The sequence below is a fragment of the Erwinia sp. Leaf53 genome, assembly GCF_001422605.1.
GTDB lineage: Bacteria > Pseudomonadota > Gammaproteobacteria > Enterobacterales > Enterobacteriaceae > Erwinia.
On record NZ_LMLK01000022.1, the window covers coordinates 326,082 to 342,154 of the forward strand.

At 59.0% G+C, this 16,073-nt stretch carries 16 protein-coding genes; 7 read left to right on the forward strand and 9 right to left on the reverse strand.

The genetic code is table 11. The features are described 5' to 3' along the window. Positions 1 to 15 precede the first annotated feature (15 nt). Both ASF13_RS15275 and ASF13_RS15280 read left to right on the forward strand, forming a co-directional pair. Entirely contained in the window at positions 16 to 915 is a 900-nt protein-coding gene (locus ASF13_RS15275; RefSeq protein WP_101505005.1) for an ABC transporter substrate-binding protein, read from the forward strand. A gap of 50 nt (positions 916 to 965) precedes the next feature. Further along, positions 966 to 2,294, forward strand: a complete 1,329-nt coding sequence (locus ASF13_RS15280) for an LLM class flavin-dependent oxidoreductase (RefSeq protein WP_056237881.1) — start codon at positions 966 to 968, stop codon at positions 2,292 to 2,294. Here ASF13_RS15280 and ASF13_RS15285 read toward each other — a convergent pair. From ASF13_RS15285 to ASF13_RS15305, 5 genes are all read right to left on the reverse strand, one after another. After that, positions 2,200 to 3,036, reverse strand: coding sequence for a phosphate/phosphite/phosphonate ABC transporter substrate-binding protein (locus ASF13_RS15285; protein ID WP_056237883.1), 837 nt, complete (start codon positions 3,034 to 3,036; stop codon positions 2,200 to 2,202). The two genes, ASF13_RS15280 and ASF13_RS15285, sit on opposite strands and share 95 nt — an antisense overlap. Positions 3,037 to 3,232: 196 nt before the next feature. Continuing rightward, a complete protein-coding gene (locus ASF13_RS15290) occupies positions 3,233 to 4,291 on the reverse strand; it encodes a fatty acid desaturase (protein ID WP_056237885.1) in 1,059 nt (352 codons plus the stop codon). 175 nt (positions 4,292 to 4,466) lie between these two features. Next, the gene (locus ASF13_RS15295; protein WP_056237888.1) at positions 4,467 to 4,928 is read right to left on the reverse strand and encodes an RES family NAD+ phosphorylase; all 462 of its coding nucleotides are present in this window, start codon (positions 4,926 to 4,928) and stop codon (positions 4,467 to 4,469) included. After that, complete coding sequence (locus ASF13_RS15300) at positions 4,925 to 5,368, reverse strand: antitoxin Xre/MbcA/ParS toxin-binding domain-containing protein (protein WP_056237889.1); 444 nt, start codon at positions 5,366 to 5,368, stop codon at positions 4,925 to 4,927. Before ASF13_RS15300 ends, ASF13_RS15295 begins: the two co-directional genes overlap by 4 nt. A 63-nt stretch (positions 5,369 to 5,431) precedes the next feature. After that, positions 5,432 to 6,385, reverse strand: coding sequence for an MBL fold metallo-hydrolase (locus ASF13_RS15305; RefSeq protein WP_056237892.1), 954 nt, complete (start codon positions 6,383 to 6,385; stop codon positions 5,432 to 5,434). Positions 6,386 to 6,466: 81 nt separating this feature from the next. Between ASF13_RS15305 and ASF13_RS15310 the strand changes: the two genes are divergently transcribed. Further along, a complete protein-coding gene (locus tag ASF13_RS15310) occupies positions 6,467 to 7,435 on the forward strand; it encodes a LysR family transcriptional regulator (RefSeq protein ID WP_072166411.1) in 969 nt (322 codons plus the stop codon). A 43-nt stretch (positions 7,436 to 7,478) separates the two neighbouring features. On the opposite strand, the gene ASF13_RS15315 is transcribed toward ASF13_RS15310, so the two are convergent. Next, on the reverse strand, positions 7,479 to 8,717 hold the full coding sequence (locus ASF13_RS15315; RefSeq protein ID WP_056237899.1) for an MFS transporter: 1,239 nt from the start codon (positions 8,715 to 8,717) through the stop codon (positions 7,479 to 7,481). A 69-nt stretch (positions 8,718 to 8,786) separates the two neighbouring features. Between ASF13_RS15315 and ASF13_RS15320 the strand changes: the two genes are divergently transcribed. Further along, a complete protein-coding gene (locus ASF13_RS15320) occupies positions 8,787 to 9,227 on the forward strand; it encodes a helix-turn-helix domain-containing protein (RefSeq protein WP_056237905.1) in 441 nt (146 codons plus the stop codon). A gap of 139 nt (positions 9,228 to 9,366) precedes the next feature. Here ASF13_RS15320 and ASF13_RS15325 read toward each other — a convergent pair whose 3' ends face one another. Then, positions 9,367 to 9,723: a cupin domain-containing protein gene (locus ASF13_RS15325; RefSeq protein ID WP_056238459.1), complete on the reverse strand. Its 357-nt coding sequence runs from the start codon at positions 9,721 to 9,723 to the stop codon at positions 9,367 to 9,369. 247 nt (positions 9,724 to 9,970) lie between these two features. Next, on the reverse strand, positions 9,971 to 10,807 hold the full coding sequence (locus ASF13_RS15330) for an alpha/beta fold hydrolase (protein WP_056237908.1): 837 nt from the start codon (positions 10,805 to 10,807) through the stop codon (positions 9,971 to 9,973). A gap of 258 nt (positions 10,808 to 11,065) precedes the next feature. Between ASF13_RS15330 and ASF13_RS15335 the strand changes: the two genes are divergently transcribed. Beyond that, entirely contained in the window at positions 11,066 to 12,061 is a 996-nt protein-coding gene (locus ASF13_RS15335; RefSeq protein WP_056237912.1) for a GlxA family transcriptional regulator, read from the forward strand. A 15-nt stretch (positions 12,062 to 12,076) separates the two neighbouring features. Here ASF13_RS15335 and ASF13_RS15340 read toward each other — a convergent pair whose 3' ends face one another. After that, positions 12,077 to 13,414, reverse strand: coding sequence for a glycoside hydrolase family 10 protein (locus ASF13_RS15340; protein WP_056237919.1), 1,338 nt, complete (start codon positions 13,412 to 13,414; stop codon positions 12,077 to 12,079). 331 nt (positions 13,415 to 13,745) lie between these two features. Here ASF13_RS15340 and ASF13_RS15345 point away from each other — a divergent pair, with 331 nt between their 5' ends. After that, complete coding sequence (locus ASF13_RS15345; RefSeq protein WP_056237921.1) at positions 13,746 to 15,320, forward strand: DNA translocase FtsK; 1,575 nt, start codon at positions 13,746 to 13,748, stop codon at positions 15,318 to 15,320. A gap of 48 nt (positions 15,321 to 15,368) precedes the next feature. After that, positions 15,369 to 15,656 carry a hypothetical protein gene (locus tag ASF13_RS23650; RefSeq protein WP_072166393.1) on the forward strand — a complete coding sequence of 96 codons (288 nt, stop codon included), beginning with the start codon at positions 15,369 to 15,371 and terminating at the stop codon, positions 15,654 to 15,656. Positions 15,657 to 16,073: the final 417 nt, after the last annotated feature.

Here is a 16,073-nt window from a genome sequence, read left to right on the forward strand (position 1 = left end):
TCATAAGAGAGCATGATGATGATGAAACATTGGTGGTTCGCTAAACGTAAATTAACCCAGGCGACGCTGCTGGCGATGGGGCTGAGCGGGATGGCGCTGGCTGCCCACGCTGAAACCGTCACCATCGGTGGGGCCAACTTCTCTGAGCAGACCGTTCTGGCCAATATCTATGCTGCCGCCCTGCAGCAGCAGGGGATTGAGGTCAAAACCCGGCTTAACCTCGGTAACCGCGAAATTATCATTCCGGCGCTGAAAACCGGCGAGCTGGACGTGGTGCCTGAATATGTGGGGGCATTGTTGAATTATTATCATGGCGACAGCAAGGCCACTACGCAGGAGGACGTTACGCGCGAGCTGAACGCCACCTTGCCGGCGGATCTTGCCTTACTGAACGCGGCGGAGGCAAGTTCGATTACCGCCTGGGCGGTGAGCGAAGAGACGGCGAAAAAGTATCAGCTGAAAACCCTTTCCGATCTGGCAAAAGTGGCACCGCAGCTGGTGGTCGGCGGTCCGCCAGAAGTGGCGACCCGTGCGCTGGGGCTGCCGGGACTGGAGCGGGTCTATGGCATCAAGTTTAAAGCCTTCAAATCGCTGGATATGGGCGGCCCGCTCAGCCGGCTGGCGCTCAACTCCGGAAAAATTGACGTGGCGACGGTGGTGTCGACCCAGGGCGATCTGTCGAAAGAGAAATGGGTGGTGCTGGAGGACGATAAGCATGAGCAGCCCGCGCAGAACGTGGTGCCGCTGGTGCATAAAGGCGCGGTATCGGCGAAAACGGAGCAGGTGCTGAATCAGGTGTCGGCGCGCCTGAGCACCGCCGATCTGATTGAGCTGAACAAGCAGGTCGACGTTGAGCATAAAGATCCGGCTAAGGTCGCCGGGCAGTGGGTGAAAACCAACCTGAAGGCCAATTAATTCATTCTGCGGCCGGCAGCGGCCGCCACCACTCTTAGCGAGCGATCGGTATGACGCAACCCACGGCGATTTTTAACCTGTTCTTCTTCAATCCCCAGGGGGATTACCGCTTCTCCTGGCGCCACCCGCAGGCACCCGGCCGGGAAATTTTCTCGCTTAAGTACTATGCTGGCCTGGCGCGCCGGGCCGAAGAGGCGGTGCTGGATGCTATTTTCATCGCCGATCACGTGGCGGTGTGGGATACGGTGCCCAGCGGCATTCCGCATTACGCCAACCTGCGGCTGGAGCCGATCACCCTGTTAGCGGCGCTGGCCGCGGTAACCAGCAATATCGGCCTGATGGCCACCGCCTCCACCTCCTATAACGAGCCGTACAACCTGGCGCGCTACTTCGCGTCGCTGGATTTTCTCAGCGAGGGACGGGCCAGCTGGAACGTGGTCACCTCCTGGCTGCCGGAAGAGGCCGCCAACTACGGCCGCGAGGCGCTGCCGGCGCACGGCGAGCGTTATCAGCGCGCGGCTGAATTTATCGACGTGGTGCGCAGGCTGTGGGACTCGTGGGAAGAAGAGGCGGTGCTGATCGACAAACAGAGCGGTGACTTCGCCGATCCGCAGCGGGTGCATCCGCTGGATCATCAGGGCAAATTCTTTAAGGTTCGCGGGCCGCTGAACCTGCCGCGGCCGCCGCAGGGGCACCCGGTGATCGTGCAGGCCGGTTCGTCGGAGGCCGGCAGGCAGCTGGCCGCCAGCCAGGCGGATATTCATTTTGTGTTTATGAGCGATATCGAGAAAGGGCTGGCCTACCGCGCGGATATGGACCGGCGGCTGCGGGCGCTCGGGCGGGATCCGGCACACTTCAAAATCCTCGGCGGCGTGCTGCCAGTGGTGGTGAACAGCGCGGAAGAGCTGGCGGAACGACAGGCGCTGGTGAGATCGCTGATGAACGACCAGATGGCGCTGGACCTGCTCGGTACCTATCTGCAGATGGACCTCAGCAACACCGATCCCCACGCGCCGCTGCCGCCGCTGCCCGAAGAGGAAAATTTTGACGGTATCCGCACCGCGTTGCAGATCATCCGCGGCTATGACGCCGGATTAACGGTGCTGGAACTGGGCCGGCTGCTGTTACAGAGCTCGGACAGCTGGCTGGTGATCGGCACGGCAGAAGAGGTGGCCGATACGCTGAGCGCCGCCTTTAACGCGGGTGCCGTGGACGGCTATAACCTGATGTTCCCGTTCCTGCCGGTGGATTTTGACAACTTTGTCACCCAGGTGGTCCCGCTGCTCAAGGCGCGTGGGGTGATGAAGACGGCCTATCAGCCGGGTACGCTGCGGCAGAAGCTGGGGCTGCCAGCGGCAGTTGCGCGATCAGCGCGCTGACCGGCTGATAATCTTCACGGCCGGTCGCCGTAAAGCCGCTAATCAGCAACCTTGCGCAGATCTCGCGCCATTGGGGTTCGCTGACCAGCCGGGTCAGCGCCCGCCTTAGCTGTTGCAGCGTGGCGGCGGAGGTACCGGAGGCGGTAATCAGCGGCAGGCCGGGCAGGGCGGCGGTGTAGCCAATCGTGGTCAGCCCCTGCAGCAACGCCGGGTGATGGCGGCTGAACAGCGCCCAGCTGACCGCGTCGATCGCCGCCAGGTCGGCCGCATTACCCTGCAGGGCCAGCAGCGACTGGCGATGGCCGCCGCTGAACAGCAGTGAGGAGAAGAAGCGGCCGTTTTCTGGCAGCGGGGCAAGTTCCGCGCGCAGGGTGTGGAAGCCGGACAGCGAATCCTCGCTGTTGCACACCGCGCGCCTGCCGCGAAAATCGGCCAGACGTTTACCGGCATCGGCTTGCCGCACCACCAGCCGGCTGCGGTAGCGCAACCCGCTACAGCCCTCAGCGTCGTAATGAAAGGTCCCGACCACCTGCACGTCAGGCAGTAGCGCGCACAGCGGATAGCCGCAGGCCTGGCTGAGCAGCAGCGCCGGGTCCTGCCAGTGCGCCAGCCGATCGTCGGGCTCAGCGTAGTGCCAGGCGTCAACGCCTTCCTGCGCCAGCAGCTGACGCAGCGCCGCCACCAGCAGGCGCGTATCCGCGGGCTGTACGTCGTACATAGGTAGTGACAGCAGCTGGGTCATGGTGTTGCTCCGGTTTTGGCCACATCGCCAGTATCAGGCATTCTCATCATCGTATCGCTCGAACTTTTGATGCTTCGCCAGTATCAGGCATTCTCATCATCGTATCGCTCGAACTTTTGATGCTTCACCAGTATCAGGCGTTCTCATCATCCTATTGCTCGAACTTTGGATGCTTCGGCAGCGTCAGGCGCTCTCATCATCCGGTTGCTCCGGCTTCGGGCGCTTCGGCAGTGACGGGCGTTAAGTCAGGGTGCTGTTGTGGTTGTGGTTGTGGTTGCGCGCGCGTGGCGTCCGGTCGACCGTCCGGGAACCAGGGGTTGATTTCAACCTGCACCGGCCTGATCAGATGCTGGCGCATCAGCTCACCATACCCTTTAACGAAAAACCCCTGATTGCGCCGCAGCCAGGCCGCTTTACCGGCACGATACACCACCGGCAGCCCGTACCACGGAACACGCGGCAGATCGTGATGCACCAAATGGTAGTTCAGGTTGAGAAACAGCAGACGCCAGAACAGCCCGGCCTCGTTGATCACCGATCGCGCTTCCGGGGCCTCTTCCGCCCGGTGTTCGAGGAACGAACGCACCGAGGTCACCGCCAGCATCGGCCCGGTCACGCCGAACAGATACCAGACCAGTGGGAAGTCATGAGCGTGCAGCCAGCCGATCACCGGCACCAGCAGGATAAAATGCACCAGCCACATGACCATGGCGGGGCGATCCCGCTGTACCAGCGAATGCCAGATACTGGCCAGCGCCCAGAACATCGTCAGCAGCGGGGCCAGCAGGAAGCGGCCGGGAAAGGTGTTGCGCAGGCGCACCAGCTGGCGCTGCACGCCGTTAAAGCGTGCCCAGCGGCGGCGGGTAAAGTAATAGCTTTCCGGATCGGTCTCCGGCACGGTGAGATCTTCATCGATATGATGGGTCAGATGCAGGTCGCGATAGGCGCCGTACGGGTACCAGATCGAGAACGGCAGCATGCCGAACAGCTGATTCAGGCGTGGAAAACGGGTGGGATGGCCGTGGATCAGCTCGTGCTGCAACGACATATACCAGGTGGTTAACCAGATTAACAGCAGCGTGGACGGCAGCAGCCCGAGGGTTTGCCACCAGGCGACCGTGGCGACCCAGCCGCCGTAAATAGTGACGATCAGCAGCCAGGTCGGCAGCTCGCTGCGCCACAGCCAGGTAGCCGACAGCCGGGCGATCAGCTCCCGCTGTTCCCGATCCAGATAGACCGACGTTCTTCCACTCATAGAGCCAACCTGCTGACGATGTGATGATGCCAATCGGCAGAAGATTACCCGCTGAAGCGCCCGGCACAAATGCCATTAACCGCTATGGTCAGAACAGGAGTGGTATTGGCGTTCACGGCCGGAGGTCGGCTAAGGTAACAGGCACATTGCCAGGGCTTGCCGCACAACAGGCAGATTAACGGCTTAAGCGGCGATCGAACTGAAACGGGATCGGCTCCGCACCGCGAACGATGCGCTCATAGTCAGCGTGGCCGGGATTAAGCAGATAGTTGCACTCCACCGGCGACAGGGCGCTGGGCACGCGCAGCGCGACTGAACCCATGCTTTCTACCCAGCCATCGCCGGTCTGCTTTAGGGCGTCGGGGGCATCGGCGTCTCGCCAGTTTTCCGGCAGCTGTTGCGGATCGATCCACTCAATCAGTTCATCCGGCACCTCAATACTCAGCAGCGTAAACGCGTCAAGAATCGCGCTGTTTTGCAGGTGAACCAGGGTCTCCAGCATGGTCAGCGAGGCGGTTTCCGAGGTATACACCATCGACACCCCGACGCTGTTCCAGCGCCCGCCGCCTTCGCGGGCACCGTAGCCGCTCCAGGCCGTGCTGAGGAAACGGCTTTTGGTCATCCGGTATAACTTCACGAATAGACGCCGTGCTCAAGGCGGGTGATCAGCTTCATCACTTCCAGCGCGCCGGTTTCAGACGCCACCAGGTCAGCGGGCCGCTTATTGCCCAGCCCGCGCACCGGTTCATTCAGCCAGCGGCGCGCCTGCTGCTTATCGCCTTCAAACAGCTCAACGGCGCGGTCCATCACCCGGATAAAGCGCACCAGTCGTTCACTCTGATCGGCGGTAAAGCGGTCTTTCAGGCCGCGGTTGAAGGTGGTGCCGGCAATGCCGGTCATCTGGCGCAGGTCGGACTGGGTGATTTCACTCCATGAGACGATGCGGCTGACCACCGCGCCTTCCAGCCCGGCATCAATCTGGCTGATCAGCTGAACGCCGTCGGCGCTGTTGAGCCCGGCAAACTGCCACAGCCGCTGCGGAGCAGGGCGGGATGCGGCTAAGGTGAATTGCTTCATGGGATTCCTCCATATGGTTAATTTATTATAGCCATATGGAGGTTGCTGGCAACGTTTATCCGGTCACAAAGCAAGATTAGTGGTGTAGTTAGCCGCCACCCAGCGATAGCCGCTGCCGTCGCGCTGCACGTGGCCCAGCCCGGGGAAGGCGATATGCGCCGCCGCAACCCAGTAACCCCGGTCGGCAGCCTGCTTCAGCACGCGCTCGCGGGTGGCGATCGCCTGCTGCTGGCTGACGTCGAAGTGGATCGCCACGTGCGGATCGGGCATCTGCGCCGCTTTGGCATGGATAATATCGCCCCACAGCACCAGCGTCTGGCCTTCACTCTCTACCCGGTACAGCACGCTGCCGGGGGTGTGACCCGCCGTCGATTCGGCGCGGATGCCGGCAAACACCGTTGCCGGGGCGCGGAAGCTGTGCAACTGGCCGGCGGCAATCACCGGACGCAGCGTCCGTTCGGACTCGGCAAAGGTGTGTGCCTGGCTGGCCTCAACGCGGCTGACGTTGGCCGGGTTAAGCCAGAAATCCACATCGCGCTGCTCAACAAAAATCTGCGCGTTAGGGAAGGCCGGTTTGCCACCGCGGGAGACGCCGCCGGAGTGATCGGCGTGAATATGGGTCAGCAGCACCGCGCTGATGCTCTCCGCCGGGTAGCCCGCCGCCGCCAGGTTCTCCAGCAGGTGGCCGCCGTTATGCCCGAACAGGTCGCCGGCCCCGGCATCCACCAGAATCCGCTGCTGGCCGTTGTCGACAACAAATGCGTTGATCGAGGTTTCCGCCTGCGGCGTCATCGCGTCGGCCGCCATCGCCTTACGCAGCGCCTGCGGGGAGATATGCGTCAGCAGTTTGTCGAGCGGAATGGTGACCGTGCCGTCAGAGACGGCGGTAATGCGCAGTTTGCCCAGCGTCATGCGGTAGTAGCCCGGTGCCTGCTGGTCCGGCTCGCTGGCAGCCTGCGCGGCCAGCAGCGGCGTGGAGAAGGTCAGTGCGACAACCAGCATCAGTAGTGTTTTCATCATAGCCTCATTAAACAGTGTTCTTACCCGATAAGCGGCAGTATCCTGAACGGCATAACATCATTCAAATTGATTAAAATAATCATGACTATCAGAGAAAATGATTTTAGCCGTATCGATATGAATTTACTGACCGTGCTGCTGGTATTGCACCGCGAAGGCAGCGTGTCGCGCGCGGCTGAGAAGCTGCATCTCGGCCAGCCGGCGGTAAGCGGGGCACTGGCGCGGCTGCGGGAGATGTTTCAGGATCCGCTGTTTGTGCGCGGTGCCAGCGGCATGCTGCCGACGCCGCGTGCCGAATCGCTGGTGGCCGAACTGGCTCCGCTGATGGAGCACCTGCAGCAGGTGCTGTTTCAGCCGCCCTCATTTACCCCGGCCACCGCCCGCCACACCTTCCGGCTGGGCATGAGCGACTGGGTCGAACGCTGGCTGATGCCCGATCTGCTGGCGGTCGTCGCCCGCGACGCGCCGGGCGTGACCCTGCAGATTACGGCCAGCGATCCGTTTCAGGATGGTGCGCTGGTGCAGCAGGATCGGGTTGACGTGGCGATCACCGTCGCGGGGGAGACCGACGCCGGATTAATCCGTGAGCAGGTGCACAGCATGGACTTCTGCACGCTCTGGCATCCGGCGCAGCTGGCGCTGTCCGCGCCGTTAACGCTGCAGGCCTATGTGGATAACGATCACCTGCTGGTCTCCTACCGTGGAGCGAGCCACAGCGCCATTGACCAGCGGCTGGCAGAGCAGGGCGCACAGCGGCGGGTGCGCTACGTGACGCCGCACTTCTCCTCACTGCCGCCGCTGCTGTCGCGTATTCCGGCGCTGGCCACGGTACCGGCAGGGCTGGCCGCCGAATGGAGCGCCCGTTACGGGCTGAGCCGCAGCGCGGTGCCGCTGACCACCCCGGCGATCGACCTGTCGCTGCTGTGGCATAAACGGCACGATAAGGATCCGGCGCTGGGCTGGCTGCTGTTGCTGCTGCGCGGGGTCATGCAGGCGGGCGGAGAGCATTCAGAGCACAATAGTAAGAGCGAAAAGGCACCTTTTTGATTCACCTATAGGTCATTAACCCACTTAATGACCGCTATATGACTCATTTCTGTATGGTCTGCCGGCCTGCTGCTTTGCGCAGGGTGGACAGCAGTGTGAGGGTCAGCATCACGCCGACCGTCAGAAAGGTCAGCCGCATTCCGACGACGACAGGTTCCGCACCGGCCGTCGCCAGCACGGCCGAGCCGGTGGCCCAGGCAAACAGCGCGCCGGGCAGCGATGCGCCGGCGATCAGCCCGAGGTTGCGCGACAGGTTAAGCAGCCCCGAGACCGTGCCGCGCTGGTTGTCGGGCACCTCGGCCAGCACCGCGCTGTTGTTAGCCACCTGGCACAGCTGATAGCCCGGCGTAAGGATCATGATCGCCAGCAGATAGCCGGCCACCCCGCCGGCCGCGCCGGTGAACGCCAGCAGCAGGGTCCCGCAGGCCATCAGCGTCAGCCCGAGCCGTTGCGTGTAGCGGTGACCGAACCGATCGACCAGGCGCCCGGCGGGCACGCCGCAGCACATGCCGATCAACGGCCCGGCCGCCATTACTATCCCCGCCTGGCCGTCCGCCAGCCGCAGCCCCTGGCTCAGATAAAACGGGCCGACCACCAGCGTGGTCATCATTACCGCCGCCACCAGCAGATTCACCGCCAGGGTGTTGAACATGACGCGGTTCAGCACCTGACGCAGGCGGGGCGATGCGCTTCGACCCGCCGGCGGTTGATCCGGCAGGGCGACCAGCAGCAGCAGCGCGACGATCGCCAGCGGCAGCGGCATCCAGAACAGCCCGCGCCAGCCGGTCAGCGGCAGCAGCAGACCGCCGAGCGCCGGGCCGAGCGCCGTTCCCAGCGCGGAGACGCTGCCCATCAGCCCCATGCTGCGGCCGAGCCGCCCGGCCGTGCTGGTCTGGCGCATCAGCGCCATCGACAACGTCATCATAAAGGCGGCCCCGATGCCCTGCAGCAGCCGCGCCAGCACCAGCAGCGACAGCTGGCTGGCAAGGCTACAGAGCAGAGACGCCGCCGCGAACAGCAGCAGCCCGGTGGCCAGCATAGGCCGCAGCCCGAAGCGATCGCCGAGCCGCCCGGCATACACCGCGGCGACGGTTAATCCCGCCAGGTAGGCCACCACCACCCTCTGTACCGCAGAGAACGGGGCGGCAAACGCCGTCCCCAGCACCGGCAGGGCGATATTGGCGATGCTGGTGCCGAGCGACGCCAGCAGCATCGCCAGCACCAGCGCGGTAGTGAGTCGCGCAGAGGCTAGCGGTGGGGCGGAAGGTGTGATCTGAGTCATAGGGACATTCTCTTGTTAAAGGCGGGGTGTCACGTTAGTCTACGAATTGAAGTCGACTTGAGGTCAAGTATGAAATTACTCGATATTGCCGAGGTGGCGGCGCAGTCCGGGATGAGCCCCTCCGCGCTGCGTTACTATGAGAAAAGCGGTCTGATTCACGCGGTAGCGCGCCACGGCCTGCGGCGGCAGTACGCGCCCGAGGTACTGTTACAGCTGCGGCTGATTGCGATGGGGCAAACGGCGGGATTTTCGCTACAGGAGATCGGCGGCCTGTTTGGCCGCGGTGGGGTGAGCGAACTGCCGCGGGATAAGCTGCACGCCCGCGCCGACGAGCTGGATAATCAGATTCTTGAGCTGACGGCGCTGCGCGACACTCTGCGCCACGTGGCGGACTGCGGTGCGCCCAGCCATTTTGAATGCCCGAATTTCCGACGGCTGATGGAGATCTCAGCGGACCAGGCCAGAAGTGCCCGGGCGATTAAGCAAGGAAAACCCGAAAGAAAGACCTGACGGAAGGGCGTGGCACAGGGTGGGTCGGATATGCAGCGTCCGGGCGTTGCGGGTAGCGGTGGTCTGTAAATGGTGAGCGGACAGAGGAGTATGAACCCCGGGGGCCGCTGCTTCACCCCCGGAACAGCCAGCCCCGCGCTTATTTCACGTCAAATATCACGTACAGCTTGCGCATCTGCGTTTCCATCACCCAGGTGCCTTCGGTGTTGGCCTCAAAGAAAAAGGTGTCACCGGCTTTATAAGTCAGCGTCTCTTCCCCGTCCGGGGTGAACGATCCGCTGCCGAACAGAAAGTGCATCACTTCCGCCTGCTTAACCCCACGGCGATAGCTGCCCGGCCCGCACTCGAAAATACCGGTATCAATGCCGCTGGTGCCGGGAATGGTTTTCTCCAGCCCGAACAGCTTAATTTCCGGTGAGCCGGGCAGTCCGGCAATGCTGCCCTGCGGATCCAGCGCGGGGATAGCGGCGGGTTGTTCGATTTTTTGCACTTTCATGATGGCGTGATCCTTTTTGATGGCGGCATAACGGCAGAAATGGGCGCGCGGCAAGCCCTTCAGGGGGGCTGCCCGTTAACAACCAGCTTAACGGAGTGGCTGAATACTTTATGAAATATCCGCAGCCATGAATAACATAACTGCGGGTAAATGAGGGCGGGTTTGGCAGAAACGGTTGCGGGTGGCCTGATAAACAGACAGCCTAAAGAATCAGGTGATTGCCGCTAATCCTCCGGTGTTGCAATGTTTAACGCCTGGCGAAAGCCAGCAAATCAGGGTTAATTATTTCAGGGTTAGTCGAGCACATACCATGCGGCAGACCGGGGTAGGTTTTCAGGGTGCCATGTTTCAACAGTTTGACTGACTTATGTGCGGAGTCATCAATCGGCACTATCTGGTCATCCTCGCCATGCATAACTAATACCGGAACGGTGATGGCTTTCAGGTCCTCAGTAAAATCAGTTTCTGAGAACGCGGCAATACAGTCATATTGCGCTTTAGCCCCGCCAGCCATTCCCTGTCGCCACCAGTTGTTGATCAATCCCTGGCTGACTTTCGCGCCAGGGCGGTTAAAACCATAAAATGGGCCTGCCGGCACGTCCATATAGAATTGCGCACGGTTTGCGACCAGAGCAGAGCGGAACCCGTCAAATACCGTTAACGGTAAACCTTGCGGATTGGCGGCTGTTTTCAACATGATTGGGGGGACAGCACCGATCAAAACCGCTTTTGCGACCCGGCCTTTTTCAGCATGTGCGACATAACGCGCCACTTCGCCGCCGCCGGTAGAGTGGCCGATATGAATGGCGTTCTTCAGATTCAGCGTCCTGGCAAGTTCGGCCACGTCTGCTGCGTAGGTGGTCATATCATTACCTGCATCGGTTTGATCGGAACGTCCGTGGCCACGGCGGTCGTGGGCGATTACGCGAAAACCTTCAGATAGGAAGAACAACATCTGGTTGTCCCAGTCATCAGCGCTTAACGGCCAGCCATGGTGAAAGACGACAGGCTGTGCACTCTTCGGGCCCCAGTCTTTGTAGAAAATTCGGGTGCCATCTTTGGTAGTAATGATGCCGTTGCTCATAGGGATATCTCCTGAAGGTGATGATAATAATGTTATGCCCTGGGCGAAGGATGAGTGAGAGAGCCCAATACCTGCCGACAGTGTGCCGCCGAGGATTAAAAGGTTACGCCTCGAAATTTTTAACTTTTCAATTTCTGCGCCTGACATATGCGCTCCTTTACAGTTTTCAGGCCATCGCGGTGATGACTTGTTGAACATGATTGTCAGACAATACGCAAGGCGTTACACTTGTCATATATGACATTATAAGCGTTGAAAATGACAAATCTCAGTTCTGTTAAAAGCACGGTTATAGCTGAAATCGGTGTGTTGATTTACCGGGACTGCCAACTCGCCGCCGTTTACGGCCTGACCGATATGTTCAGGATCGCCGCTGACTGGGCTATGAGCATTTCCGGAGAGGAGCGCAAGCGGGCGATACGGGTTTCACACTGGAAGGTCAATGAAGGCGCAAATACCGTGGAATGTGTCTGGGACAGCCATCCGGATGAACCCCATCGTATGAGCTATCTGATTGCGCCGCCAAGCCTGGTGATGCCAGCACTGATGACCTCAATGAAGGTGCCCGCTGACTGGATGAATACACTCTATAACAAGGGTGTCACGCTGTGTTCGGTTTGTGCCGGTGCGTTTGTTCTGGCCGAAACCGGGTTGATTAACCACCGCCGCGCAACAACGCACTGGGCTTTCGCGCAGGCGTTATCTGACCGTTTTCCAGCGATTGACGTGGTAGCGGAAAAAATGGTCATCGACGATGGCGATATCATTACCGCTGGCGGGATCCTGGCCTGGATAGATCTGGGGCTGACGTTGATCGAGAAAATATCAGGAACGGGCACAATGCTTGCCACCGCCCGATTTTTGCTGGTCGATCCTCCAAGGCGTGAACAAAGTCCCTATAGTGTCTTTATCCCTAATTTCGAGCATGGTGACAGCAAAATTTTACTTGTTCAGCATGACCTGCATGCCCGCTATTCCGAGCAGCACAGTATTGAAAAGATGGCAGAACGGGTATCACTGTCACCACGGACCTTTCTCCGCCATTTCCAGAAAGCTACGGGATTAAGGCCGACGGATTATCTGCAACAGGTGCGGATAATGAAAGCGCGAGACGCGCTGGAGCTCACAGGGCAGGCTGTCGATGTGATTGCATGGGAAGTGGGATATACCGACGCTTCTGCCTTCCGCAAGGTCTTCCGCAAAATAATGGGTGTGACGCCCAGCCAGCATCGACAACGCTTTAACCATGAATAACGTGAAGACGCTCTGTTATTTTCCACTTCCCCAGCGGTCTCTGAGGTAGTTAACCGCGCTCTGCGTCTGTGGCAGGTTCAGGTAGTTCTCGCGGAACAGGATGGTGCCGTCGATCTGCGGCTGCGACTCGTTCATATCCAGCTGTTTTTTTAGCTCCGGTACGCCGTTGCCGAGGGTCCAGTCTGGCTCTACCTTTGAGGCTTCACCGACCTTGTACAGCGCCACGCCGATATAGAGGCGGGTACGGGTCGGTTTCACCACTTCGGCCCACCAGTTGGCCAGCACGCCGTAGCTGGCGGCCTTACGGGAGAACGGCCAGTAAATCTGCGGAGCGATATAGTCGAGCAGCCCGCTCTGTACCCAGCGGCGGGTGTCGGCGAAGGATTCATCATAGGCGGCCGCGCCGCGCGTATCGGAGCCGGCAGCATCGTGCGACAGGTTGCGCCACACCCCGGCCGGGCTGACGCCAAACTCGACACCCGGCTTCAGCTGCTTAATGGTACGCGACACCTGTTCGATCAGCTGCTGAGTATTGTGCCGACGCCAGTCCGCCTTGCTGGCAAACCCCTGACCGTAGCGGCTGAAGGTCTGGCTGTCGTTGAGCATCGAACCCGGAGAGTCGGCGTAGAAGTAGTCGTCAAACTGCACGCCGTCGACGTTATAGCGGGAAACCACTTCCGCCACGATGCTGGTGATCCAGTCACGCGCCTCCGGAATGCCCGGGTCCAGCACGTAGCGCTCGCCGGAGATACGGATCCAGTCGCGGTGCAGCACAAACACGCTGGCCGGCTGCTGCGACAGGGTGCGGTTGAGTTCAGCGGTGGTGGAAGGCCTTACGTTGGTCGACACCCGGTACGGATTAAACCAGGCATGCACCTTCATCCCGCGCCTGTGCGCCTCATCCAGCATAAACTGCAACGGATCGTAGCCCGGATCCTCGCCGATCTGCCCGGTCAGCATATCGGACCATGGCAGGATCTCAGATGGCCACAGCGCGGTGCCGTCGGGCTTAACCTGAAAGAATACCGCGTTAATCCCCAGCCCCTTCAGCTTATCCAGCTTAGCGATGAGCGCCTGCTGTTGCAGGCGAATGCGCTGCTCAGGGCGGGCGTTAACCGAGGCGATCGGCGGCCAGTCCAGCCGCGAGACGGTCGCCAGCCATACGCCGCGCAGCGGACCCTGCATCGGCGCGGGGGTGACTGGCAGCGGAGGCTTAACCACCACCGTCGGCGGCGGCGTCACCAGCGAACGCGGCGGGGTGGAGGAGCAGTTGGTTAACAGCAGCGCGGCGGCGGTCAGGGCCGCGAGCCGTTTGACGGTGATTAGCGAAGTGAGGCGGTCAGCGCTGGCGATGGTAAGCTCCGAAACTAAGCGATATCCTAAGTGAATCTCTCTTTTTACGGCAATCGGCGGGGGGAATAAAGGATTTCATTTGGGGGTATGTATTGAATGAACAGGCCAAAACAGCAGAGCAAGAGAGTTATCGACGCACGGAGTGGTTAGTCAAAAGAACAGGCCTTAAGAACTGCTCAAGCCTGTTTTAAGCCGAATTGTACCTTGTAAGTGAAGGTTAAGTTCAGAAGGTGAGTGGATTGCTGAGCGGGCCGAAGGCCCGGGTTAGTTTAATTAAATCACTGTGTGTTGTAACTAAAATAGCCTTTAATAGATGAACTGGTATTACATAATGAATAACAACGTTAATTTTGATCCACTGCTGGCTACAGCTATGACCTGTGCCGAACGTGAAGCGGCAAGGAACGTAGCCAACACTCTGGAAGAGTTCGGGGTACAAGCTGAGATAATGGCCGTCAAAACCGGCCCTGTGTTCACATTACTTGAGGTACTCCCCGGCCCCGGCGTCACGGCCAGACGATTTTGCGCACTAAAAAACGACCTGGCACGCAGGCTTTGCGTAGCCTCAGTTGATGTCATTGAGCACCTCTCCGGAACGCCATATGTCGGCATCCTGATCCAAAATACCCTTCGTCAGACCGTGGCGTTAAGCACCGCGTTAAACTATCTGGCTGCGGCGGATCCGGTATCGCCATTGGCCATCGTCCCTGGGGTGAGCCTCTCCGGTGAGCCGGTGGTGATTGATTTACAGGCAGTGTCTCATCTGCTGATTGGGGGCATGACCGGCTCGGGAAAATCGATTCTGTTGAATGCATTCCTGTTGTGCCTTTTATCCCGTGCCGCACCAGAAACAGTTCGCTTTATTCTTATCGCTCCGCGGCCAGTGACATTTGTCGGATATGCGGAGTTACCGCATTTGCTGACTGATGTAATTGAGGACAAACAGCAAGCCTTAAATGCTTTGCGCTGGACGGGCGTTGAAATGGAACGTCGCTTCAGGCTGATGTCTGCTCTGGGCGCAAATAGCCTTTCTACTTACAACGACAGGGTGGAACGCGCTGAGCGCATGGGCACGCCTTTAGCGGACCCTTTCCTGACAGGAGAGGACGCCTCAGCATCTTGTCTGACCACGCTTCCGTTTATCGTGGTGGTAGTCGACGATGTGGCCGACCTGATGCTATCGGCTGGCAATCCGCTGGAGGAAACGGTGCTTCGCCTGGCACAGCAGGCGCATGTTGCTGGTATACATCTGATTCTTTCCACCCAGCGCCCCTCAATTGATGTGCTGTCCAGCCGCATTAAAGCGGCAATTCCTTCCCGTATCGCTCTCACCACGGCTGGTAAAGCGGATTCAAGAACGATCATCCACCGCGATGGGGCTGAGATGCTAACAGGTGAGGGAGATATGCTCTTTGTTTGCCCCAACACATCTGAGGCGCTGCGGTTACAGTGTGTCAGCCCTTCTACGCAGGACATCCATACTTTGGTGCAGTTCTGGAAAGATCGTTACCCGCTCAAGTATCTTGATGGGATCACCTCCGACCCTGAGAGACTACCTGTCCAGGATGACGTTAATGATTTCGGACCCGTGTACGACGAGGCCATTCGCGTGGTGAGCGTGACCAGGAAAGCGTCGATTTCTCAACTACAGCGCGCGCTACGAATTGGTTACCACCAGGCATCGCGGCTAATAGAACGGATGGAGAGCGCTGGACTGGTGAGCGGTCCGGATCATAGCGGTATTCGCAGAGTGCTAATGCCTGTACCCCAGGAGCAGGTGATGCCTGTACCCCGGGAGCAGGAAGACTGTGGACAGGATGCGAAAGCATCCGTGAGCGATCCCCCTGATGCTGTGTCTGAGAAACGCGGGGCACTAAGATGGTTTACATCCTGGCTGAGTCGTTAAGCAGGATCTTTTAGCTTCATTCAAGGAGAGAATAAGGGGTTGGTTGAAATGAACATATCTCACTTTAAATCTGACATTGCACCAAAGTTGGGAAGCTATATTTTAACTTACAGCTCATACCCTAATGGAGACTTTGGTTCTTTAGAGCGCGTTGAATTCTCAGGAAATAATCTTATAGGGACTTTGGATTTCTGGTCACAAGGATGGCTGGATATCAATGTTTACGATTGCCAGCAGGACGAGGGACTTATCAACAGATACTATAAACCAGAAAATATAGTTGAACAGGAAGAAGCTCTTCGCTCTCTTTGTAAAATATTAGTCGATAATAAGTAGGATAAATATTTTTTTATGGTGATGTGAAAAAAATCCTGTGCAAGCAATTATTTATACTGATCTCTTCCCTTTGTTCAGCACCGGCTTAAAACAGGCATCAAGAACTGCTTAAGCTTGTTTTAAGCCGAACCGTACGTTGTAAATGAAGGTTAACTTCAGGTGGTGAGTGTTCCGCGTGGGGTTAATTATGCGATTAGAATGTTGTAACTAGTAGCGCGTCGGTATTGCACGGGGCCGATCGTCTGCACGCGGCTGGTGATTTGCGACGAAGCTGTCTCCGCGCTGGACGTCTCGGTACATCGCCGTACTGGCTTCATAACCAATGTTCTATACTGAACAAAATACCAGCAGCTGTTCAGTCCCTGATGCCTTACGCCCATCCTGAGAGAACATTTCTGAACTGATTTCGCAACTGCT

Excerpts from the sequence above, each read along its gene's own strand:
- ASF13_RS15325 (WP_056238459.1), bottom strand. The coding sequence starts at position 9,723 with ATGAAAGTGCAAAAAATCGAACAACCCGCCGCTATCCCCGCGCTGGAT.
- ASF13_RS15320 (WP_056237905.1), top strand. The coding sequence starts at position 8,787 with ATGAAATTACTCGATATTGCCGAGGTGGCGGCGCAGTCCGGGATGAGC.
- ASF13_RS15280 (WP_056237881.1), top strand. The coding sequence starts at position 966 with ATGACGCAACCCACGGCGATTTTTAACCTGTTCTTCTTCAATCCCCAG.
- ASF13_RS15300 (WP_056237889.1), bottom strand. The coding sequence starts at position 5,368 with ATGAAGCAATTCACCTTAGCCGCATCCCGCCCTGCTCCGCAGCGGCTG.
- ASF13_RS23650 (WP_072166393.1), top strand. The coding sequence starts at position 15,369 with ATGAACATATCTCACTTTAAATCTGACATTGCACCAAAGTTGGGAAGC.
- ASF13_RS15315 (WP_056237899.1), bottom strand. The coding sequence starts at position 8,717 with ATGACTCAGATCACACCTTCCGCCCCACCGCTAGCCTCTGCGCGACTC.
- ASF13_RS15330 (WP_056237908.1), bottom strand. The coding sequence starts at position 10,807 with ATGAGCAACGGCATCATTACTACCAAAGATGGCACCCGAATTTTCTAC.
- ASF13_RS15305 (WP_056237892.1), bottom strand. The coding sequence starts at position 6,385 with ATGAAAACACTACTGATGCTGGTTGTCGCACTGACCTTCTCCACGCCG.
- ASF13_RS15275 (WP_101505005.1), top strand. The coding sequence starts at position 16 with ATGATGATGAAACATTGGTGGTTCGCTAAACGTAAATTAACCCAGGCG.
- ASF13_RS15290 (WP_056237885.1), bottom strand. The coding sequence starts at position 4,291 with ATGAGTGGAAGAACGTCGGTCTATCTGGATCGGGAACAGCGGGAGCTG.
- ASF13_RS15285 (WP_056237883.1), bottom strand. The coding sequence starts at position 3,036 with ATGACCCAGCTGCTGTCACTACCTATGTACGACGTACAGCCCGCGGAT.
- ASF13_RS15345 (WP_056237921.1), top strand. The coding sequence starts at position 13,746 with ATGAATAACAACGTTAATTTTGATCCACTGCTGGCTACAGCTATGACC.
- ASF13_RS15335 (WP_056237912.1), top strand. The coding sequence starts at position 11,066 with ATGACAAATCTCAGTTCTGTTAAAAGCACGGTTATAGCTGAAATCGGT.